Consider the following 20,374-nt stretch of genomic DNA (forward strand, 5'->3'; position numbering starts at 1 on the left):
TTCAACGTCGCTCGGAAGCGACCTTTTAATATTACCAAGTTACTACCGTGAAGTCAATAACTTTTTTAAAATAATTTTCCGCTTTTTTTCAGCGTGTCTGCTGTGTTATCTCAGCGACATTTAATAATATATCATTATTTTATTTATATAGCAACTGCTTTTTTGATATTTTTTTAAAAAATTAACTATAGTAAAAAAATCATTTTACTAGATGACTGACCTTTTATAGGAATAGAACTTTTCATTCTCACATATCTTCTAGTAATAACATTGAATAGATAGGAAGTTGATGTCATGAACCTATGGATTTCAATCGCTCTGTACGTATCCTTTATTATGTCCATCTTTTTAATTTCTCAAGCATATTTCGAATCTTTGCGCTTAATGAACTCTGAAGGAAAGGTAAAAGGAATTCCTTTCGTTTTTCTATCGTCCTTAAGTTTGTTTTTTACACTTTTAACTTCTTACTTTTATCAATTACTCTATTAACAAATTTCTCTATGCTTCGACAAATTCCCTCTGACAGGTTGTCGAAGTTTTTTTATGAAACATAAAGAGAGTGCTGGTACAATATTAAATGAAAGCGCAATCATTAAGTAGGGGGGAACTAAGATTGATGCTAAAGAATTTAACAATTGGCCAATTATTAAAAGAAACAAGCACTGCATTTAAAAATCACCCAGCCACTATTTACTCTCAAGAGAATATTCACTATACGTATAACGAATTGTATAACGAAACGGGAAAAGTTGCAAAAGCTCTACTAGGATTAGGAATTAAAAAAGGAGACCATATTGCAGTTTGGTCTACCAATCGCTTGGAATGGATTTTACTTCAACTCGCTTCTGCTCGAATTGGTGCCGTACTAGTTACAGTAAATACAAGTTATCAAGAAGCCGAAGTAGAATATCTTTTAAATCATTCAGATACAACCGCCCTTTTCTATATTGATTCCTTTAAAACGACTTCATATTCATCAATCATTGCATCTATTGTCCATAAACTTCCGAGACTACAACATCTAATTAGTATCGATAATAAAAACCAAAAAATGAATTGGAATCAATTTCTACTATATAGTATGAACATTTCAGATGAAGCACTAACTCTCGCTGAACAAAATGTATACCCTGAAGAAGTAATTAACATGCAATATACTTCTGGCACTACCGGGTTTCCCAAAGGCGTTATGCTTAGTCACAATAATATAGTAAATAACGCTCTTTTAGTAGCTAATGCAATGAAGCTATCTCACCAAGACAAACTTTGTATCCCTGTACCTTTCTTTCATTGTTTTGGTTGTGTTATGGGATTATTAGCATCCGTATGTGTTGGAGCGACCATGGTGCCCATCGTTGAATTCAATCCTACCGTTGTACTTGAAACTGTTGAAAAAGAAAAGTGCACTGCTTTACACGGCGTACCCACTATGTTTATTGCTGAACTAAATCTTCCAAATTTCCATGATTACGATTTATCAAGTTTACGAACGGGAATTATGGCTGGATCGAATTGTCCTACCGAAGTAATGAAACGCGTAATGAATGACATGGGAATTAACGAAATCACCATTGCCTATGGACAAACTGAAAGCTCACCTGTTATTACTCAAACAACAACTACCGACTCCCTAGAAAGAAGGGTAACAACCGTTGGAAAAGCTCATCCTCACGTACAGGTCAAAATCATCGATCCGATAAACGGACACGTATTACCAATAGGTGTTCAAGGAGAACTTTGCGCAAAAGGCTACTTAATCATGAAGGGATATTACAAAATGCCTGAAGAAACAGCCAGGGCCATTGACTCTGACGGGTGGCTTCATACTGGTGATTTAGCCGTCATTGATAATGAGGGATATATTAAAATTACCGGTCGCTTAAAAGATATGATTATTAGAGGCGGGGAAAATATCTATCCTCGCGAAATCGAAGAATTTTTATACCTTCATCCAAAAATTGAAGATATTCAAGTGATTGGTGTTCCCGATAAACATTACGGAGAAACAGTGGTGGCTTGCATTAAATTAAAGCCAGGTGTAGAAGCAACAGCATCTGAAATTAAAGAGTATTGCAAAAACAAACTTTCACACTTTAAAATACCTGAGTCTATCTATTTCGTAGAAGCATTTCCGATGACCGCATCTGGAAAAATCCAAAAATATAAATTACGAGAACAACTTCAAAATTTTTCATAAAAAATGATATTTTTCATCTCTAAACACTAAAAATGGTTTACTATACTAACTATACATATCTGTCCTGATTTTATCATACAGATATAAAACAACACAGTTTAGTGAAATAGGTGAATTAGATGGATCATCAAATGTTATTGAAACTTGGCATATCTGCTCTATTAGGACTTATTATCGGATTGGAGAGAGAATTAAAGCGTAAGCCTGTAGGCTTAAAGACGTCGCTTGTCATTTCAATTATTAGCTGCTTATTAACCATTGTCTCAATTGAGTCCTCTCACATTTTTAACGATGGTGATAACATTACTATGGATCCACTGCGTTTAGCAGCGCAAATTGTATCTGGTATTGGATTTCTTGGTGCGGGAGTTATTTTACGCAAAGAAAATGACAGTATCTCAGGGTTAACAACGGCTGCCATTATATGGGGAGCTGCTGGTATAGGTATCGCTGTAGGAGCTGGCTTTTATACGGAAGCATTTATAGGGGTTATTTTGCTCATTATTAGCGTCGAACTGCTTCCATTTTTAATTACGGTTTTCGGACCAAAACAGCTACGTGAAAAAGAGCTTATCCTTCAACTGAAACTTGCTAATAAACATAATATTGTTGAGACAACAGCTAGCATTAAAGAAAAAGATATTACAATAAAGAATATCCGTATTAAAGATTTAGATACGGGGCAACTATATATTCGAATGAAGGTGTCCGTTCACCAAAAACGCCCTACCACTGAAGTTTATTACGAAATACAGAAGATTTCAGGCATTCGAAGCATTGAAATTGAAAATGTCTAAAAGGCTATAATGCCTTTTAGACATTTTTTAATTTCTTTAAAAATTGTTCCTGGGATCTTTCTGATAATCGAAGCTCCTCCTCTGTCGCTTCTGTTAATAACTTATACTTTTCCACATGTGGTAGATTCATGCTGTGAATAATTTCTCTACACTGCTTTAAAAAAGACGTGTATTGTGTATAACTATCGTCAAACTGAACCTTTAACTCACTAATAAGCTTCTTTGTCAACAAAGGACTTGCACCATTTGTGGATACGGCAACTGATAGATCTCCTCTTGAAAAGCTCGCAGGTATATAGACATTTCCTTTTGTGTGAGCACTAGCCATATTAATAAGCTGGTGTTCACTCTTTTCTTTCTCTACTATATCTAAAGCGTCAAGTTGATTAGTAGCTACTACAACAAGAAATACGTGAGCTAAGTCTTTCTTTTCTAAGCAGCGCTTTTTCACCTTTATTTTCCCTTGCTTGTCCCATTCATGAATTTCATCATCCACATGTGGAGAAACAACTATGATCTCTGCTTTATGTTCCAACAGCTTGCGTATACGCCTAACCGCTACTTTTCCTCCGCCAACAATTAAAATGGTTTTACCTTCTAAATTAAGAGTAACGGTAAACATCATATTCATTGCCTTGACTGTTTAATAATTTGTTCACTTGATTTTGTAAGATATTACTTAACCTATCATGGTAGCCTAAATAATTTGCTAAGATAAACTCTTGTTCAGCTTTATTCCATTTTTTTAACTCTGTTCGAATTTCGTTCATCAAAATCCCTGTAAATAAGAGATATGGCAACACAAACACTTGTGAATAGTTTGATTCACTTGCCTGTTTTAAGCCCTCTAAAAGCTTTGGTGTTGTGGCAGCCAAATAACAAGTATCTACATGCTGAAACCCACCTTTATGTGCCAAGCGTTGAGCAATTTCATGAAAATCCTTTTTGACTTCAGGATCACTACTTCCACGACCTACTAATAGTACCATTGCGTCTTTTTTAATGGTAACTTCAGTCTCCTTAATTCTCTCTATCAAGATATCCACAATTTGATTGTCAACACCAAACGGGGTACCATAAACAACTTTGATATGTGGATAGTGTTGATAAACTTTGTGTATTTCTTCCGGAATATCTACTTTAGCATGACCAGCTGTTAACAATAAGATAGGGACAATTGCGATTCTAGTAGCTCCTTGCTCCACACACCTCTTAAAACCTTGTTCAATTGTAGGTTCTGCTAATTCGAGAAAACATACTTCTTGAATGGGAACATCAATCTTCGATTTGCTTCTTTCAATAAATTCAATGGCTTGATCACAGCCCTTTTTTACTCGGCTACCGTGACAAATATACAATACTGCATCCATACCATTCACCTCTTTACTAAGCCTCTTCAACACAAGCATATTGTGTAAAAGCTAATTTTTCAAACCAATTTAGCTTTTCATGAAAGCGAACAACCTCGCCTACAATAATTATACTCGGATTTCCTACCTTCTCTTTGTTTACGATATTAACAATTGTATCTAGCGTACCGCTAACCGTGCGCTGCTGTTCAGCATACGTTCCCCAATTAACGAGTGCAATAGGCGTATCTTTTGATTTTCCGTGCTCCATAAGCGATTCACAAATATAAGGTAGGTTTTTAACACCCATGTAAATCACCAATGTATCAACAGCTGTTGTTAACTGCTCCCACTTAATGGCTTTACGAGGCTCGTCTTGACGATGCCCTGTTATAAAAGCTACACTTGCACTATAGTCACGATGTGTAACAGGTATTCCCGCATATGAAGCTGCAGCAATTCCCGATGTAACCCCAGGAATAATCTCAAAGTCAATATTATTCTCTACAAGAGCTTCTGCCTCTTCCCCTCCTCGTCCAAATACAAAAGGGTCTCCCCCTTTTAAGCGCACGACAACTTTACCTTTTTTAGCAAACTTCACTAGAAAGCTATTAATTGTTTCTTGTTTCAACGTGTGATAATTAGGCAACTTACCACAGTAAATGATATTCACTTCTGCTTTAGCATACTCTAATAACTCTTTATTCACCAAGCGATCATATAAAATTACATCTGCTTTTTGAATAGCTTTTATTGCTTTAACCGTAACTAACTCTGGATCTCCTGGACCTGCCCCAACCAAATACACCTTCCCCATTTTTCTATTTCACCCTCTCAATATTATTAATCTACTCTTATTGATGAATAAAGCAAAGGCCCTCACGATGCAAAGCACAGCTTTGCTCTTGCGATGTGAGGGCCTTTATTTATATCTTTTAAATAAATTTTTTATTTGTTAAGTATGCTAAAACTGTTTCAACACACTCTTCAACAGTTTGATTAAATGTATTTACGACCAGTTCAGCATTTTCTGGAGCTTCATAAGGTGAATCGATACCTGTAAAGTCACGAATTTCACCACTTCTCGCTTTCTTGTAAAGCCCTTTTGGATCTCGTTTTTCACACTCTTCAAGCGGGCACTCTACGTAAACTTCTACAAATTCATCCGCTTCTAATAGCTCTCTTACCTGCGTACGATCTTCTTTAAATGGTGAAATAAAGGCTGTTAAGACAACTTGCCCACTGTCAACAAACAGCTTCGAAACTTCTCCGATACGACGAATGTTCTCAGTACGATCTTCAGCAGAAAAGCCTAAATTTTTATTTAAACCAAAGCGAATATTATCCCCATCTAATACATAGTTGCGAATGTTTTTTTCAAACAATGCTTGTGCTACTGCGTTTGCAACGGTTGACTTGCCTGAACCCGATAAACCAGTAAACCATAATACAAAGCTATAATGTCCGTTTTGTTGTCTTCTTGCTTCTTTATTAATGCCTGATTCGTGCCATGTAATATTTGTTGATTTACTCAATTCAACCGCCCCTTAATTTGAAGTTACTGTTTGCTGTAATCCTTTTATTAACACTTCAATTACTTCTTTTCGGCTAAACGTACTTGGTGGAACTTCACCATTTCGAAGCATTTCACGTACTTTTGTTCCTGATAAAATGACATGGTCTTCTTTTTCATGTGGACATGTTTTAGTTGAAGCCATTCCTTCACACTTCTTGCAGTAGAAGCTGTGTTCAAAGAATAATGGCGTAATACCAAGTTCATCTTCTGTAAAGTTATTAAAGATTAGCTGCGCATCGTATGTGCCATAGTAGTCACCTACACCAGCATGATCGCGACCTACAATAAAATGCGTGCATCCAAAGTTTTTACGTACTAATGCATGGAAGATAGCTTCTCGAGGACCAGCATATCTCATTGCTGCTGGGAAAACAGCTAAGAATACGCGATTTTTTGGATAATAGTTTTTCAACAATACCTCATAGCTTTCCATACGAATATCCGCTGGAATATCATCAGATTTTGTTTCTCCTACAAGTGGATTTAGAAACAATCCATCAACAATTTCTAAAGCTGATTTTTGAATGTATTCATGAGCACGATGAACAGGATTACGAGTTTGAAAACCTACAACTTTCTTCCAGTTACGTTCTTTAAAAACCTCTCTTGTTTGTGCTGGATCTAAATAATATGTTTCAAATTTATCTTTTTGCGTACGATTTACAAGTACAATTGAACCTGCCACATATACATTTGGACGTTCAAATAATTTACGCACTCCCGGATGAGCTAGCTCTGCCGTACGGTAAACATACTCTGCTTCTTTTTCCTTATTAGGCTTATACGTCTCAGATACTGTTAAAACACCGTAAACCACACCATCTTGAACAAGCTTAACTTGATCTCCTACTTGTAGCTCATGTGCTTTTTCTTCTGTAACAGGAAGAGTAATTGGAATACTCCATACTGTCCCGTCAGCTAACCTCATTCCTTCCACAACAGCTTCATAATCACGCTGTCCTAAGAAGCCTGTAATAGGGCTGTATCCACCAATTCCAATTAACTCTAAATCACTTAATGCAATATTATCTAATTCAATCTCTTTCGTAACACCTGTATAATCATAATCAGGTTGATATAAATTAACTAACTCTCCACCATGTGCTTGAATCGAACTCATTCTAAACTCCTCCTCAATGAATAACTAATATTTATCTTTAAGCAGTCATCTTTTGATTTTCTTGTTTTTGTTTTGTTGTTTTAATTAAACTAAGAATGCCATAAGTTGCAATACAACCGCTTATCAATACCACAAACGCATAAAAATCTGTTTCAACCACTAATTTCACTAAACCGTAAGAGATAACGAGAGAAAAAACCGGCGATACAACCCATACCTTTAACATCTGAACAATGACCTGTCTTTGATCAGATGTAAAACCAGATTTAGCTGCCCCTATTCCAATGATAGAAGATGTTGTAACCTGCGTTAAAGGGACAGGGAGTCCAAATACGGAAGCTGCGGTAACAAGCGACGCACCTGTTCCAGAAATAATACACCCTTCACCCACCGTGAAATCCGTGATTTTCTTCCCATTTGTCTCAATTACTCGATCTCCTAAAAGTAATGCACCAACCGCAACGGCTAACCCACCTGCTATAACGCCAGTTGATGTACTGATCATACCAGCTCCAACAAGCGGGCCTACGGCGTTTGCTACGTTGTTCATACCGGCTGAAAAAGCTTCAAAAAAACCGGTAGCTATTACTAAAACTGCAAGTGGCTTTTTCCACTTTTGCTGAGTAGGCGTTTTTTTCTTTTTTAATAACCACCCACATACAAAGGCAATTACAAACGAAATAATCGGTACAATAACCCAAAAGCTCATAACAATTAATAGCTTTTGTATATAAACAGATTGATAGGCAATCCCAACACCTACAACTGATCCTACTGTCACTTCACTAGTTGATAGTGGTATTCCAATTAAATTAGCAAAGAATAATGATAGAGTGGCAGAAGCTAAAATAATAATAACTAGCTCCACCGTTAGAATACTTTCTGGGATAATACCAGAACCAATGGTTTTAACAACTTCTCCTCCACCGATAACAGCACCTAGTAAAATACCTAGTGCACATATAGCTAATGCCACTTTGCGATGCTTAATGGCACCTGAACCGTAAGAGACTCCCATAGCAGCAGCTGCACCACTTGCGCCAATATTCATCGCAAAAAAGAGGGCGATTGCAAAAGCAATGTAAACAAGCATAAATTTTCAGCTCTTTCATTTAAGATTCATGTAAGCCACATTCCACTTTCTTGGTACCTGCCCATCTTCCAGATCGTAAATCTTCCATGTTATAGGCAGGTAGCGTACAGGGCTCACATCCAATGCTTGGATACCCTTGATCGTGAAGTTTGTTATACGGCAAGTTATGCTTATATACATATCGCCAAATTTCTTTCCAAGACCAATGAATTAATGGGCAAACTTTAATCTTTTTGAATTTCTCGTCCTTATTAAAAAACTCTGTTTTACTTCTTGATTCAGATTGTTCTCTTCTTAACCCTGAAATCCAAGCATCATACGGAGCAAGTGATTCTTTTAAAGGAATAATCTTGCGAATTTGACAGCATAGGTTAGGCTCAGTTTTCCAAAGTTCATCTCCATGCTTTTCAGCTTGCTCTTTTAGCGATAGGTTAGGCTTTTTCATTTGGATACGTAAATCTGGAAACCTCTCTTTAATTGCTTCAATGACTTCGTACGTCTCTTTAAAATGAACACCTGTGTCTAAAAAAACAATGTGAGCATCTTTTTTCACTTTTGAAATTAAATCAATTAATACAATTCCTTCAATTCCAAAGCTAGATGCGTAAATAAGAGAATCACCATAATGGTTATATGCCCACTCTAATGCCTTTAAAGCTCCCTTTGTTTCATCTTGCTCATCAAAAGTCGGAAATTGATTTGGCCAATTTTCATACGTATATACACTCATGATTTTCACTCCAATACTTTGTTATCCAATCAAAAAAGACGGTTTTACCCCCATAATGAAGGATAAAACCGCCTCTAGTTTGTCTAGTCAGCTATTTATTTAATTCTTACTTTTTCATTTTTCTCGAGTTGAACTACTTTCCCATCTTGAACCACAAGCGTGATTGAGCCAAACTTCATGTCGCTTAACATTTTTTCTACGCTTGCAAAAACAGAATTTAAGTCAGAGTTTTGTGCCATCACAGTCCCTCCTTATTTGTTAACAATATATTCAACAGGCTTCTGTTTTTTCATGAAAAATAAAAAGTCTTCCACATCTGAAAGACTGATTAGGCAACAAATTCACCTTATCTTTCAAAATGAAAATCATTTTGTTGGAGTTAGCACCTTGCACAACATGCAGGTTGCTGGGTTTCAAAGGGCCAGTTCCCTCCACCACTCTGGATAAGTATTTTTTAAAAATTTTAGCATATTTAGAATATTTGTCAACAGCAAAAATAATTTATCCGATAAGAAAACTATACTTTAAATTAACAGAAATATCTATTATTTTTTCATTATATGAGCAATTTTTTTGGGCGTCACTCTTAATTCACACCGTTATAGTATAGATTTATGTCTTTCGTACACATTAAAACATAATAATTATTTTAGATTGGAGCTATGTTCAATGATGGAAAGTCACTCTTTTCAATTAGATGATGTAATTAAACAAAGTTTACAAAATCATTTAAGTCAAATAGCAGCGGAAGCAACCAAAATTCAGCAACATCTAGAAAGCAGTGACCACTGTGTTTTATGTGATTTTGAAGACTTAAGAAAATTATTTCAAAGCGTACAGTCCACAGCTGCATCCTATTATTTAAGACATTACTTGTCTCCTTACACCCACGAATACGCAGCTCTTTCACTCGCGATACATAGTTTGTCTGAGAAACATCATGGAGCTTTAATGGTTATTGAGAGAAATGACTCAGTGGAGCACTTAATTCAAAAAGGAATTCCTATTCACGCTCCCGTTACGTCTACGCTCGTTGAAACAGTTTTTTATCCTGGAAATCCATTACATGATGGTGCCATTGTGATTAGAAACAATCAAATTATTTCGGCTGCTAATGTTTTACCACTGTCCACAAAAGTACTGCAAAAGAAGCTTGGAACACGCCACCGTGCAGCTCTTGGTATGTCTGAACAGTGCGACGCACTTATTTTAGTTGTATCAGAAGAAAGCGGTCGAATATCTTTTGCTTTAGAAGGTAGCTTATATCCAATCCATTCCAGCAAAAACATCCTGTAAGTGACTACACCTGCCTGACATCATACCTTATAGTTATAAAAAAAGAGATTACACGATAAAAAAAACTTATTACAGGTTGCCTTTTATACGTCTAACGCGCTATAATCACTAATGTCAGAAAACCTTACACATTTTAAAAAAGCATCATTAAAATGACTCTTTTTATGAACAGCTAAGGTTAATCATTATTAAGGGAGAGAACTTTTAGGATGGAAACCATATCGACTCTATTCAGCAGCTTTGTGGATGAAGCCAATAATTTTTTATGGACTTACATATTAATTGCGCTTCTTTTATTAGTTGGATTATATTTTACAATTCGTACAAAATTCGTTCAGTTTAGTCAGTTCAAAGAAATGGTTCGCTTGTTAGGTGAAGGCGCTAAAACAGACGGAAGCGATAAAAAAGGAATTACCTCCTTTCAAGCTTTTGCTATTAGTACAGCAGCTCGTGTAGGTACTGGGAACCTTGCTGGTGTTGCTTCTGCAATTGCTCTTGGGGGCCCTGGAGCAGTGTTTTGGATGTGGGTTGTTGCTTTAGTTGGATCAGCATCAGCTTTTATTGAAAGCACCCTTGCTCAAGTATATAAAGTAAAAGACAAAGACGGTTTTCGTGGTGGTCCTGCTTACTACATGGAAAAAGGTTTAAACAAACGCTGGATGGGTGTTTTATTTTCCATCTTAATTACAATCTCATTCGGATTAGTATTTAACTCTGTACAAGCTAATACTATTTCACTTGCTTTTGAAGAAGCTTTTGGCGTTAATCGCTTAATTGTTGGTGTTGTTGTTACAGCCATTGTAGGTGTTCTCATTTTTGGTGGTATTAAACGAGTAGCCAAAGCATCAGAGTTAATTGTAGTAGTAATGGCAGTTGTATATATTGGACTAGCATTAGTTGTTTTAGCTATTAATATTACAGAAATTCCACATATGATCGCATTAATTATAAAAAGCGCTTTTGGATTTGAAGAAGCATTTGCCGGTGCCATCGGTGCTGCCATCATGAATGGTATCAAACGCGGATTATTCTCCAACGAAGCTGGTATGGGTAGTGCACCTAACGCAGCCGCAGCGGCATCTGTCAGTCACCCAGCTAAGCAAGGTTTCATTCAAGCTCTGGCTGTCTTTAACGATACGCTAATCATCTGTAGTTGTACTGCATTTATCGTGTTATTATCTGGTGCGTATGCAACGCCTGGACTTGAAGGAATTCAATTGACTCAAGTTGCGTTAAGTACACATATCGGTGGATGGGCTGTTCAATTCATTGCTATCATTTTATTTATGTTTGCATTTAGCTCATTAGTAGCTAACTATTATTATGGAGAAACAAACATTGAATTTTTAACATCAAACAAAATCTGGTTAAACCTTTATCGATTCGGAGTTATCTTAATGGTATTGTTTGGTTCAGTTGCAAGCTTAGGCGTTGTTTGGGGACTTGCAGACTTATTTATGGCCCTAATGGCAATTACAAACCTAATTGCAATTGTTTTACTAGGAAAAGTTGCAATTGCAGTCTTAAACGATTACTTGTCTCAGCGTAAAGCAGGAAAAGATCCTGTTTTCTACAAAGATTCTGTTAAAGGCTTAGAGAATTTAGATTTCTGGGAACGCTCTCGAGAAATTGATAAATAATAAAGGAGCAGCTATTATGCTGCTTTTTTATTTGACTGTATTTGACCGAAAATTTAAACTATTATACAGAAACTAATTCAGAAAAGGTGATAATTATGGCAATTCTAGGATTTGGGCACGTAGGTATTCAGGTAAAAAATATTCAAGAGTCAATAACATTTTATACAGAAATTGTTGGGTTAGAATTACTAGAAACGTTTCCACATACAGATCCGTCCTTGAAGCTAGCTTTCTTAGGAATAGACAACAATATCATTGTTGAATTAATTGAAGGATACAACCCTTCACTACCTTCAGAAGGGAAAGTTCATCACTTTGCGCTTACAGTAGACAATATCGAAGAAGAACGTTCACGTTTAAAGAATCTCAACGTTTCTTTTGTAGACGAAGAAATCGTAACGTTGCCTAACGGAGCAAAATATTTATTCTTTTATGGCCCTGACGGTGAATGGATTGAATATATGGAAGTAAAAACGAGATAAGTTCTTATACCTCTTTCATAAGTTGGTCATACTAATAACTAGACCCTTATGCTAGGAGGTTTTTTTTATGGTCGATTGGCTTCTGTTTCGCTTTTTCCGACGCTCTGTCATAACGCGTTTACTATTTATTATTACGTTTTTAGTTATTTTATTTGGAACTATTATGCACATAGCTGAACCACAAACTTTTTTTACAATTTTTGATGGGATTTGGTGGGTAGTTATTACCATTTCAACAATTGGCTATGGAGATTTTGTGCCAGACACCGTTATAGGTAAGCTAATTGCTATGCTTTTAATTTTAATTGGCACAGGTTTTATTACTACCTACTTTGTTTCACTGGCTACAATTGCCGTGTCAAAAGAAAATGCCTATCTAGAAGGAAATTTAAAGTTTTTAGGCGAAGGTCACCTTATTATTATTGGTTGGAATGAAAGAGCTAGACTGGTTATTGAAGAATATAAAAAGGCTTTTCACGAAGAAGTTATTGTCTTAATTGACAGTAGCCTAAAGAAAAATCCAATGATTTGTGATCGATTACACTTCATTAAAGGCAGTGCTTCCGATTCTAATACGTTATCATTAGCGAACCTTTCAAAAGCGAAAAAGGTATTAATAACTGCTGATCAACATACAACAGAAGAACAAGCTGATATGCAAACAATTGTGACACTGGTAGCGATTAGAGGCGCCAATCCTTCTGCCTATCTCATTGCTGAGCTTTTAACTGAAAAGCATATCCGAAATGCAGAAACAATTGGAATTAATGAAATCATTAAAACGAATGAACTGATTAGCCAATTAATGCATGAAAATATTTTTGTTACAAAGCTAAAAGAGTAACAATCCCTCTACCTTCTTTTAGCTTTGTAACGCTTCTTCTGCTTCTTTTACCAATTCTTTTCCTAACGAAAGGTATTCTTCAGGAAATTGTGCATCAGGATCTTGAGGCTCTGCAAATTGATTAAACGATGCATTAACATTACCTACATGAACATTATCATCTAGCCCAATTTGATATTTGTGTGAAAGCAAATAGGGCTTTCCAATTTGAACTGTTGTTCCTTGTGAATCCAGCTGACCATCCATAGCCTGAAAAGGAATTCGTAAAAACTGGTATCCAACTTCATCATTTATCTTATAATCAAAAAAACCGTGGTCGTAATCCCAGTTCCCTCCTATAACGTATCCCAGTGGCTTTAATGTCTGCTCTAATACATATAGCTTAAATAGTTCACCTTCTAATTTTGAAGCTAATTCAATCATTACCTCGCCTCCTCTTTTGTTAATATCTCCTTTTCACTATAAATTATCCATAAAAAAAGTGCGGAAACAAATTCCGCACTTCTACTTGATATCTTATTTTAAACGTTTTTCTAATTCTGCTTTTTTCTCTTCAAACCCTGGTTTACCAAGAAGCGCAAACATATTCACCTTATATGCTTCTACACCAGGCTGATCAAATGGGTTAACACCTAATAGGTAACCACTCATCGCACAAGCTTTCTCGAAGAAGTATACTAAATAACCAAAGGTATACTCATCTAAAGCTGGAATGCTTACAACTAAGTTTGGCACACCACCATCAGTATGAGCAAGCATCGTGCCTTGGAATGCCTTTTTATTTACAAAATCAACTGTTTCACCAGCTAAATAGTTTAAGCCGTCTAAATCTGCTGCATCTGACTCAATTGTTAATTCATGGCGTGACTTTTCTACTTGCACAATTGTTTCAAATAAATCACGGCGACCTTCTTGTACATATTGACCTAATGAGTGAAGATCAGTAGAGAAGTTCGCTGAAGAAGGATAGATACCTTTTTGGTCTTTTCCTTCACTTTCACCAAACAGTTGTTTCCACCACTCTGCAAAGTATTGAAGAGCTGGCTCATAGTTAATTAGCATCTCAATTGTTTTACCTTTATTGTAAAGGACGTTTCGAGCAACTGCATATTGGTACGCAGGGTTTTGCTCAAGCTCAGAAGCTGCAAAATCATTTTGTGCTGCTGCTGCACCTTTCATCATGTCTTCAATTTTTAAACCAGCAGCTGCAATCGGTAAAAGCCCTACCGCTGTTAACACAGAATAACGGCCCCCAACATCATCAGGAATAACAAATGTTTCATAGCCTTCTTCATCTGCTAGCGTTTTTAATGCTCCACGCGCTTTATCTGTTGTAGCGTAAATACGACCACGCGCTTCTTCCTTACCATATTTCTCTTCTAACAATTTACGGAAAATACGGAAAGCGATAGCAGGCTCTGTAGTAGTACCTGATTTTGAAATAACATTAATAGAGAAATCTTTGTCTTGCAATACATCCATTAAGTCTTTCATGTATGTCGAGCTAATATTATTTCCAGCAAAGATTACTTGTGGCGTTTTACGCTGTTCTTTTGATAACGTGTTGTAGAATGAATGTTGTAACATTTCAATTGCAGCACGTGCTCCTAGATAAGAACCACCAATCCCAATTACAATTAAAACATCTGAATCACTTTTAATTTTTTCTGCACTTTTTTGAATACGAGCAAATTCTTCTTTGTCATAGTCAGTTGGTAGGTCTACCCATCCTAGAAAGTCGTTACCTGCCCCTGTTTTTTCATGAATTGAATGATGCGCTACTTTAACAGCATCGCGAAGGTATGTAAGTTCGTGCTCACCAAAGAAAGATAACGCATTTGAATAATCAAAACGAACATGTGTCATATTCTGTTCCTCCATTAAATTGTTCTTTTCTTTCACTTTATCGAAAGGATGCAATGAATTCAAGTAAAAGACATTAATACAAATGTTGTTATCCTAGTCTTTTTACAAATTCTTTTTCACTATACACTTTTTCTCTTTCATAAAACAACCTTCTAATAGGAGATTTTTGCTTTTCACAATATGATTTTTCATAACAATAAAAAACGGTTTAAAGAGCGCATTCTTAAAACCGTTTTCAATTCTTCGCTATTTAAGATTTATTCATTTTCTTCAAGAATGGATTTCCCTTCAGAAATGACATAATTGGTTGCGCCAATCTTTACATATTCTCTTGGCTTATAAGTCGGGAGTTCAACAGGCCTTTCAATAATGGCAGTGTCAGCAGATGTAGACATTTGTTCATATTGAATTGGAGACATGTTGAACTTTTGCTGTTCTTTAGCAGTTAAGTGACTATCCACCATATATCCTCCAGTAACTAGAACTCCAAATATTGATCCACTCGCTATAATTTGTCTGAGATACACATTTATCACCTCACTATTAGGGTGACAAAAATCGACGGTTTTTATTCAAAAAAAAAATTTTTTTTGAGGTTGTGTAGACGAGTTTCTATTTATTTAATAAGACAGGTGAAAAACGTTGATACTACTGAGTAGCAAGGATGCACGCACTGTTAAAGTATTATATAATCATTCATAGAAAATCTAATCTATTGGATGTCACAAGGAGGTTTGTGTTTTGTCTTGGTTACATCTGGTGATCATCTCACCATTCTTATTAGCATTTCTTATTCCACTTCTGTATAAATCATTTAAACAGATTCATACAGGGTGGTTTGTGTTGCCATTGCCGCTTGTGCTGTTCATTTACTTTACGAAGTATATAAGCGGAGTTGCGAACGGAAATTCGTATTTATATTCATTGAAATGGATACCTAGCTTAGGGATTAATTTTGATGCTTATATTGATGGACTGGGCTTATTATTTGCTTTGCTAATTACAGGAATTGGAACGCTAGTAATCCTGTATTCCATCTACTATCTATCAAAAACGAAAGAGTCACTTCATACTTTTTATGTGTATCTCTTAATGTTTATGGGAGCTATGCTTGGAGTAGTCTTGTCTGATAACCTAATTGTTCTTTATAGCTTTTGGGAGCTAACAAGTCTTTCGTCTTTCCTACTTATTGGCTATTGGTATCAACGAGAGAAGTCACGCTATGGAGCTCAAAAGTCGATGCTTATCACGGTTTTTGGTGGCTTGGCTTTATTAGCAGGAATCGTATTACTATCAATTCCAAGCGGTACATTTAGCATTAGAGAGATTGTCGCAAACTTAGATGTTGTCACATCAAGTTCACTCTTTATCCCCGCAATGATTCTTGTTTTGCTTGGTGCATTTACAAAATCTGCACAATTCCCATTCCACATCTGGCTACCAGATGCAATGGAAGCACCAACACCAGTTAGTGCTTATCTGCACTCTGCAACAATGGTTAAAGCTGGTATTTATCTAGTTGCACGCTTAAGTCCGGTTTTTTCAGACCACGCAGTGTGGTTTACGCTGGTCTCAACCATTGGGGTTATAACCCTTTTCTGGGGGTCTTTCTCAGCCGTGAAGCAGACAGACTTAAAGGGAATCTTAGCTTTCTCAACAATCAGTCAGCTTGGAATGATTATGTCTTTACTTGGTGTAGGAAGTGCAGCGTTACACTATGAATTTTTAGACGATAACATTTATGTTGTAGCAATTACGGCAGCTGTATTCCATCTTATTAACCATGCTACATTTAAAGGTAGTTTATTTATGGTTGTTGGTATTGTAGACCATGAAACGGGAACGCGTGATATTCGTAAACTAGGCGGGCTAATGACTCTTATGCCGGTAACATTCACAATTACAGTAATTGGTGGATTTGCAATGGCTGGTCTTCCACCTTTCAACGGATTCTTAAGTAAAGAAATGTTCTTTACGGGAATGGTCAACGTAACGAAGATGAATATCTATAACATGGAAACATGGGGAATGCTGTTCCCAGTTATTGCTTGGATTGCAAGTATATTCACGTTTGTTTATAGCATGATTTTGGTATTCAAAACATTTACTGGTAAGTATCAACCTGAGAAGCTAGAGAAAAAGCCACATGAAGCTCCGATAGGTATGCTAATTTCACCTGTTATTTTAGCTTCACTTGTTGTTATCTTTGGTTTATTCCCAAATATATTAGAATCTAGCATTATTGAACCAACCATGGCTTCAATTGCACCAAGTTTATTAGATGCCGGTGAGCAGTTCCATGTTCACATTACGTTTTGGCATGGCTTTACGCCCGAGCTATTTATGACAATTGGTGTCATCGCTATGGGTATCTTACTATTCTTAACATTAAATATGTGGACAAAAGTTTATCGCTTGTTCCCTGAGTCTATTACGCTAAATAACGCCTACAACAATGGAGTAGCGGGTATGGAAAAAGGTTCGAGTGTCATCATGAAATTTATGATGACAGGCTTTATTCGTGATTACCTCTTAATTATCTTTGCCTTTATCGGTACAGCTGTTTTAATTACCTTGTTTACACAAGGTGGATTTAAAGTAGATACCTCTAGCATGGCTAATATTGGAATCTACGAAGCACTTCTAGCTGTAGTTATGGTCCTTGGAGCCATTACTACTGTTTTTGCCAAGTCACGCTTAACAGCTATCATTTCGTTAGGCGTCGTGGGTTACACCCTAGCTCTGTTCTTTGTCTTATTTAGAGCACCTGATTTAGCCTTAACACAGTTAGTAATTGAAACCGTATCTGTTGCACTATTCTTACTGTGCTTCTATCACCTTCCAGAATTTAAAGCGAAAAAAGTACGAGTTAAATTTCACCTACCAAACTTTATTATCGCTTTACTTGTAGGAGTTACAGTAACACTTGTCGGTATTGCATCTAGCAGTACAAAACTATTTGATTCGATTTCACAATACTTTATTGAGAACAGTTATAAAGAAGCAGGTGGAGAAAACATGGTAAACGTTATTCTCGTTGACTTCCGTGGATTTGATACGCTGTTTGAAATAGCTGTGCTATGCATTGCTGCACTCGGAATTTACAGCATGATTCGATTAAGATTAGCAAAGGAGGAGAATAGATAATGAAAAAGAACGATTTAATTTTACAAACGACCACTAAAGTCGTAACGTTTATCATTATCATTTTTGCCATTCACCTTTTCTTTGCAGGTCATTACACACCAGGTGGAGGGTTTGTAGGCGGTCTTACCACCGCTTCCGCTCTTGTGTTATTGTTATTGGCTTTTGATATTAAAACCGTATCAAAAGTCATTCCTTTTGATCACAAAAAAGTAGCGGCCTCCGGATTATTATTAGCTTTATTAACGGGACTTGGAGCTTTTGTTTTTAAAGTTCCATTCCTCACACACACATTTGATTATTTTTACCTTCCTATACTAGGAAAAACTGCACTTGCAACTGTTGTGTTGTTTGACCTTGGTGTATATCTAGTAGTTGTTGGTGTTACGATGACCATTATTCAAACGATTGGAGAGAGTGAATAATGGAAATATTAATGTCAATTGTAGCCGGAATTTTGTTCACAGTAGCAGTTTATTTAATGTTATCTCGTAGTCTACTACGAATTATTATTGGAACAGGTATACTAAGTCACGGAGCACACTTATTAATACTCACAATGGGTGGATTAAAAGGTGGAACAGTACCTTTGTTAGGGGAAAATGCTCCCTCTTATACTGACCCCCTACCTCAAGCATTAATTTTAACTGCAATTGTTATTAGCTTTGGTGTTACTTCCTTTTTCCTTGTATTAGCTTACAGAGCTTATCAAGAACTCGGAACAGACGATATGGACAAGTTAAGGGGACATGAACATGATGAATAACTTTGTAATCATTCCGCTGCTTATCCCGTTTGTTGTAGGTGTTGTGCTTATATTTTTCAAAGATAATATTAAACTTCAACGAATAATCAGTACGATATCGTTAATTGCTACAACTGGATTTGCAGCTTATTTAGTACAACTTGTATATAAAGAGGGTATCCTAACTCATAAGCTTGGGAACTGGGACCCTCCGTTTGGAATTATTTTAGTAGCTGATATGCTTGCTGCTTTGCTTGTATTAACGGCAAGCATCGTTGCACTTTGCTGTATACTATTTGCTTTTCGCTCCATTGGAGAAAAACGAGAACGATTCTACTTCTATCCACTCGTTCATTTCTTAATGGTTGGAGTATTTGGCGCCTTTTTAACTGGAGATATTTTCAACTTATTCGTTTTCTTCGAAGTAATGTTAATGTCTTCATATGCTCTAATTGTTATTGGAGGCACCAGAGCGCAGCTACGAGAGTCACTTAAATATATACTAGTAAACGTGATTTCCTCCGCTCTTTTTGTTATAACTGTAGCTTACTTGTATTCGGTTACTGGTACTCTCAATATGGCGGACTTATCACAAAGGGTTGCTGAAGTAAATCAACCAGGGATTTTAACGACCATTGGGGTTTTATTTTTCATTGTATTCGGTCTAAAAGCCGCTCTTTTCCCAATGTACTTCTGGTTGCCAAGCGCCTATAATGCACCTCCTCCCGTTGTCACAGCTCTTTTTGGTGCATTACTAACGAAAGTTGGAATCTATTCTATCTTCCGTACGTTCACGCTGATTTTTTATCATCAGCCTGAGGTGACACATCAACTTATTGGCTATACGGCACTATTAACGATTGTCATCGGTACAGTTGGCGCTATTGCTTATAACGATATGAATAAGATTTTAATCTATAATATTGTCATTGCAGTTGGTGTTATCGTATACGGTATCACCTTAACAACACCGGCAGGAATTGAAGGTGCAATTTATTACTTAATTCACGATATGATTATTAAAGCCGCACTGTTCTTACTAGGCGGAGCTATCATTGCTATTACAGGGACGTCTAAGCTAAAAGAGATGGGCGGATTAATTCAGCGTCACCCTCAATTGGGCTGGATGTTTTTCGTCGCTGTTGTCTCGCTAGCTGGTATACCTCCGCTAAGTGGATTTGTTGGTAAATTTCTTCTTGTCCAAGGTGGATTAGAGTCACAGAGCTATACATTTGTTATTGTATTGCTTGTATCAAGCTTAATGGTGTTATATTCCGCGATGAAGATTTTTATGAACTGCTTCTGGCGCGCACCAAAATTAACCGAGGAGCAAGAGAAAGGGTCTACAAAAGGAATGCTGTATCCATCAGCTATTCTACTTGCGATTTCAATATTCTTAGGATTAGGTGCGGAGGTTGTATTCCCTTATATTTCAATGGCAGCTGAAACACTCATGGACCCTTCTATTTATATCGAATCGGTGTTAAAGGAGTAG

General features: G+C 36.5%; 21 protein-coding genes and 1 riboswitch. Of the genes, 10 read left to right on the forward strand and 11 right to left on the reverse strand.

Going from position 1 to position 20,374, the window contains the following annotated elements:
• The first annotated feature begins 616 nt into the window (after window positions 1-616).
• The gene (locus tag BFL01S_RS07895; protein WP_061785397.1) at window positions 617-2,197 is read left to right on the forward strand and encodes an AMP-binding protein; all 1,581 of its coding nucleotides are present in this window, start codon (window positions 617-619) and stop codon (window positions 2,195-2,197) included.
• 119 nt (window positions 2,198-2,316) lie between these two features.
• Window positions 2,317-2,994, forward strand: coding sequence for an MgtC/SapB family protein (locus tag BFL01S_RS07900; protein WP_025908101.1), 678 nt, complete (start codon window positions 2,317-2,319; stop codon window positions 2,992-2,994).
• Window positions 2,995-3,010: 16 nt separating this feature from the next.
• On the opposite strand, the gene BFL01S_RS07905 is transcribed toward BFL01S_RS07900, so the two are convergent.
• The 8 genes from BFL01S_RS07905 to BFL01S_RS19910 all read right to left on the reverse strand — a co-directional run bounded on the left by BFL01S_RS07905 (window position 3,011) and on the right by BFL01S_RS19910 (window position 9,101).
• Window positions 3,011-3,625 (reverse strand): NAD(P)-dependent oxidoreductase, encoded by a 615-nt coding sequence (locus BFL01S_RS07905; RefSeq protein WP_081801806.1) that lies wholly within the window; start codon window positions 3,623-3,625, stop codon window positions 3,011-3,013.
• A complete protein-coding gene (locus BFL01S_RS07910; protein ID WP_061785380.1) occupies window positions 3,597-4,364 on the reverse strand; it encodes a sirohydrochlorin chelatase in 768 nt (255 codons plus the stop codon). The genes BFL01S_RS07905 and BFL01S_RS07910 overlap by 29 nt, the downstream gene beginning before the upstream one ends.
• Window positions 4,365-4,380: 16 nt before the next feature.
• Window positions 4,381-5,160: a uroporphyrinogen-III C-methyltransferase gene (gene cobA, locus BFL01S_RS07915; protein WP_025908098.1), complete on the reverse strand. Its 780-nt coding sequence runs from the start codon at window positions 5,158-5,160 to the stop codon at window positions 4,381-4,383.
• Window positions 5,161-5,278: 118 nt separating this feature from the next.
• Window positions 5,279-5,878: an adenylyl-sulfate kinase gene (cysC, locus tag BFL01S_RS07920; RefSeq protein ID WP_025908097.1), complete on the reverse strand. Its 600-nt coding sequence runs from the start codon at window positions 5,876-5,878 to the stop codon at window positions 5,279-5,281.
• A 12-nt stretch (window positions 5,879-5,890) separates the two neighbouring features.
• Window positions 5,891-7,039, reverse strand: a complete 1,149-nt coding sequence (gene sat, locus BFL01S_RS07925; RefSeq protein WP_061785381.1) for a sulfate adenylyltransferase — start codon at window positions 7,037-7,039, stop codon at window positions 5,891-5,893.
• 37 nt (window positions 7,040-7,076) lie between these two features.
• Complete coding sequence (gene cysP, locus BFL01S_RS07930; protein ID WP_061785382.1) at window positions 7,077-8,132, reverse strand: sulfate permease; 1,056 nt, start codon at window positions 8,130-8,132, stop codon at window positions 7,077-7,079.
• A gap of 19 nt (window positions 8,133-8,151) precedes the next feature.
• On the reverse strand, window positions 8,152-8,862 hold the full coding sequence (locus tag BFL01S_RS07935) for a phosphoadenylyl-sulfate reductase (protein ID WP_025908094.1): 711 nt from the start codon (window positions 8,860-8,862) through the stop codon (window positions 8,152-8,154).
• A 95-nt stretch (window positions 8,863-8,957) separates the two neighbouring features.
• Complete coding sequence (locus tag BFL01S_RS19910) at window positions 8,958-9,101, reverse strand: YezD family protein (protein WP_076512348.1); 144 nt, start codon at window positions 9,099-9,101, stop codon at window positions 8,958-8,960.
• A gap of 104 nt (window positions 9,102-9,205) precedes the next feature.
• Window positions 9,206-9,312, reverse strand: a riboswitch (SAM riboswitch).
• 222 nt (window positions 9,313-9,534) lie between these two features.
• On the opposite strand from BFL01S_RS19910, the gene cdaS reads away from it, so the two are divergent.
• From cdaS to BFL01S_RS07955, 4 genes are all read left to right on the forward strand, one after another.
• On the forward strand, window positions 9,535-10,158 hold the full coding sequence (gene cdaS, locus BFL01S_RS07940) for a sporulation-specific diadenylate cyclase CdaS (RefSeq protein WP_061785398.1): 624 nt from the start codon (window positions 9,535-9,537) through the stop codon (window positions 10,156-10,158).
• Window positions 10,159-10,367: 209 nt separating this feature from the next.
• Window positions 10,368-11,798 (forward strand): alanine/glycine:cation symporter family protein, encoded by a 1,431-nt coding sequence (locus BFL01S_RS07945; RefSeq protein ID WP_061785383.1) that lies wholly within the window; start codon window positions 10,368-10,370, stop codon window positions 11,796-11,798.
• Between the two features lie 95 nt (window positions 11,799-11,893).
• On the forward strand, window positions 11,894-12,280 hold the full coding sequence (locus BFL01S_RS07950; RefSeq protein WP_061785384.1) for a VOC family protein: 387 nt from the start codon (window positions 11,894-11,896) through the stop codon (window positions 12,278-12,280).
• Window positions 12,281-12,347: 67 nt separating this feature from the next.
• Window positions 12,348-13,124: an ion channel gene (locus tag BFL01S_RS07955; protein ID WP_025908090.1), complete on the forward strand. Its 777-nt coding sequence runs from the start codon at window positions 12,348-12,350 to the stop codon at window positions 13,122-13,124.
• Window positions 13,125-13,142: 18 nt separating this feature from the next.
• Here the strand turns inward: BFL01S_RS07955 and BFL01S_RS07960 are convergent, their stop codons facing one another.
• The 3 genes from BFL01S_RS07960 to BFL01S_RS07970 all read right to left on the reverse strand — a co-directional run bounded on the left by BFL01S_RS07960 (window position 13,143) and on the right by BFL01S_RS07970 (window position 15,517).
• Window positions 13,143-13,547, reverse strand: coding sequence for a YugN-like family protein (locus tag BFL01S_RS07960; protein ID WP_061785385.1), 405 nt, complete (start codon window positions 13,545-13,547; stop codon window positions 13,143-13,145).
• 93 nt (window positions 13,548-13,640) lie between these two features.
• Window positions 13,641-14,990: a glucose-6-phosphate isomerase gene (locus tag BFL01S_RS07965; RefSeq protein WP_061785386.1), complete on the reverse strand. Its 1,350-nt coding sequence runs from the start codon at window positions 14,988-14,990 to the stop codon at window positions 13,641-13,643.
• A 257-nt stretch (window positions 14,991-15,247) separates the two neighbouring features.
• The gene (locus BFL01S_RS07970) at window positions 15,248-15,517 is read right to left on the reverse strand and encodes a hypothetical protein (RefSeq protein WP_062954587.1); all 270 of its coding nucleotides are present in this window, start codon (window positions 15,515-15,517) and stop codon (window positions 15,248-15,250) included.
• Between the two features lie 214 nt (window positions 15,518-15,731).
• Between BFL01S_RS07970 and BFL01S_RS07975 the strand changes: the two genes are divergently transcribed.
• Genes BFL01S_RS07975 through BFL01S_RS07990 form a run of 4 tightly spaced genes read left to right on the forward strand, consistent with a single transcriptional unit; the run spans window position 15,732 to window position 20,374 of the window.
• Entirely contained in the window at window positions 15,732-18,137 is a 2,406-nt protein-coding gene (locus BFL01S_RS07975) for a Na+/H+ antiporter subunit A (RefSeq protein WP_061785387.1), read from the forward strand.
• On the forward strand, window positions 18,137-18,559 hold the full coding sequence (locus tag BFL01S_RS07980; protein WP_025908085.1) for a Na(+)/H(+) antiporter subunit B: 423 nt from the start codon (window positions 18,137-18,139) through the stop codon (window positions 18,557-18,559). The genes BFL01S_RS07975 and BFL01S_RS07980 overlap by 1 nt, the downstream gene beginning before the upstream one ends.
• A complete protein-coding gene (locus tag BFL01S_RS07985; RefSeq protein WP_025908084.1) occupies window positions 18,559-18,900 on the forward strand; it encodes a Na(+)/H(+) antiporter subunit C in 342 nt (113 codons plus the stop codon). The genes BFL01S_RS07980 and BFL01S_RS07985 overlap by 1 nt, the downstream gene beginning before the upstream one ends.
• Window positions 18,890-20,374: a Na+/H+ antiporter subunit D gene (locus tag BFL01S_RS07990; RefSeq protein WP_035320080.1), complete on the forward strand. Its 1,485-nt coding sequence runs from the start codon at window positions 18,890-18,892 to the stop codon at window positions 20,372-20,374. The genes BFL01S_RS07985 and BFL01S_RS07990 overlap by 11 nt, the downstream gene beginning before the upstream one ends.

Source organism: Priestia flexa NBRC 15715, assembly GCF_001591565.1.
Lineage (GTDB): Bacteria > Bacillota > Bacilli > Bacillales > Bacillaceae_H > Priestia > Priestia flexa.

Excerpts from the sequence above, each read along its gene's own strand:
- BFL01S_RS07950 (WP_061785384.1), top strand. The coding sequence starts at position 11,894 with ATGGCAATTCTAGGATTTGGGCACGTAGGTATTCAGGTAAAAAATATT.
- sat (WP_061785381.1), bottom strand. The coding sequence starts at position 7,039 with ATGAGTTCGATTCAAGCACATGGTGGAGAGTTAGTTAATTTATATCAA.
- cobA (WP_025908098.1), bottom strand. The coding sequence starts at position 5,160 with ATGGGGAAGGTGTATTTGGTTGGGGCAGGTCCAGGAGATCCAGAGTTA.
- BFL01S_RS07935 (WP_025908094.1), bottom strand. The coding sequence starts at position 8,862 with ATGAGTGTATATACGTATGAAAATTGGCCAAATCAATTTCCGACTTTT.
- BFL01S_RS07900 (WP_025908101.1), top strand. The coding sequence starts at position 2,317 with ATGGATCATCAAATGTTATTGAAACTTGGCATATCTGCTCTATTAGGA.
- BFL01S_RS07965 (WP_061785386.1), bottom strand. The coding sequence starts at position 14,990 with ATGACACATGTTCGTTTTGATTATTCAAATGCGTTATCTTTCTTTGGT.
- BFL01S_RS07905 (WP_081801806.1), bottom strand. The coding sequence starts at position 3,625 with ATGAATATGATGTTTACCGTTACTCTTAATTTAGAAGGTAAAACCATT.
- BFL01S_RS07980 (WP_025908085.1), top strand. The coding sequence starts at position 18,137 with ATGAAAAAGAACGATTTAATTTTACAAACGACCACTAAAGTCGTAACG.
- BFL01S_RS19910 (WP_076512348.1), bottom strand. The coding sequence starts at position 9,101 with ATGGCACAAAACTCTGACTTAAATTCTGTTTTTGCAAGCGTAGAAAAA.
- cysP (WP_061785382.1), bottom strand. The coding sequence starts at position 8,132 with ATGCTTGTTTACATTGCTTTTGCAATCGCCCTCTTTTTTGCGATGAAT.
- BFL01S_RS07985 (WP_025908084.1), top strand. The coding sequence starts at position 18,559 with ATGGAAATATTAATGTCAATTGTAGCCGGAATTTTGTTCACAGTAGCA.
- BFL01S_RS07955 (WP_025908090.1), top strand. The coding sequence starts at position 12,348 with ATGGTCGATTGGCTTCTGTTTCGCTTTTTCCGACGCTCTGTCATAACG.
- BFL01S_RS07945 (WP_061785383.1), top strand. The coding sequence starts at position 10,368 with ATGGAAACCATATCGACTCTATTCAGCAGCTTTGTGGATGAAGCCAAT.
- BFL01S_RS07910 (WP_061785380.1), bottom strand. The coding sequence starts at position 4,364 with ATGGATGCAGTATTGTATATTTGTCACGGTAGCCGAGTAAAAAAGGGC.
- BFL01S_RS07960 (WP_061785385.1), bottom strand. The coding sequence starts at position 13,547 with ATGATTGAATTAGCTTCAAAATTAGAAGGTGAACTATTTAAGCTATAT.
- BFL01S_RS07895 (WP_061785397.1), top strand. The coding sequence starts at position 617 with ATGCTAAAGAATTTAACAATTGGCCAATTATTAAAAGAAACAAGCACT.
- cdaS (WP_061785398.1), top strand. The coding sequence starts at position 9,535 with ATGGAAAGTCACTCTTTTCAATTAGATGATGTAATTAAACAAAGTTTA.
- BFL01S_RS07990 (WP_035320080.1), top strand. The coding sequence starts at position 18,890 with ATGATGAATAACTTTGTAATCATTCCGCTGCTTATCCCGTTTGTTGTA.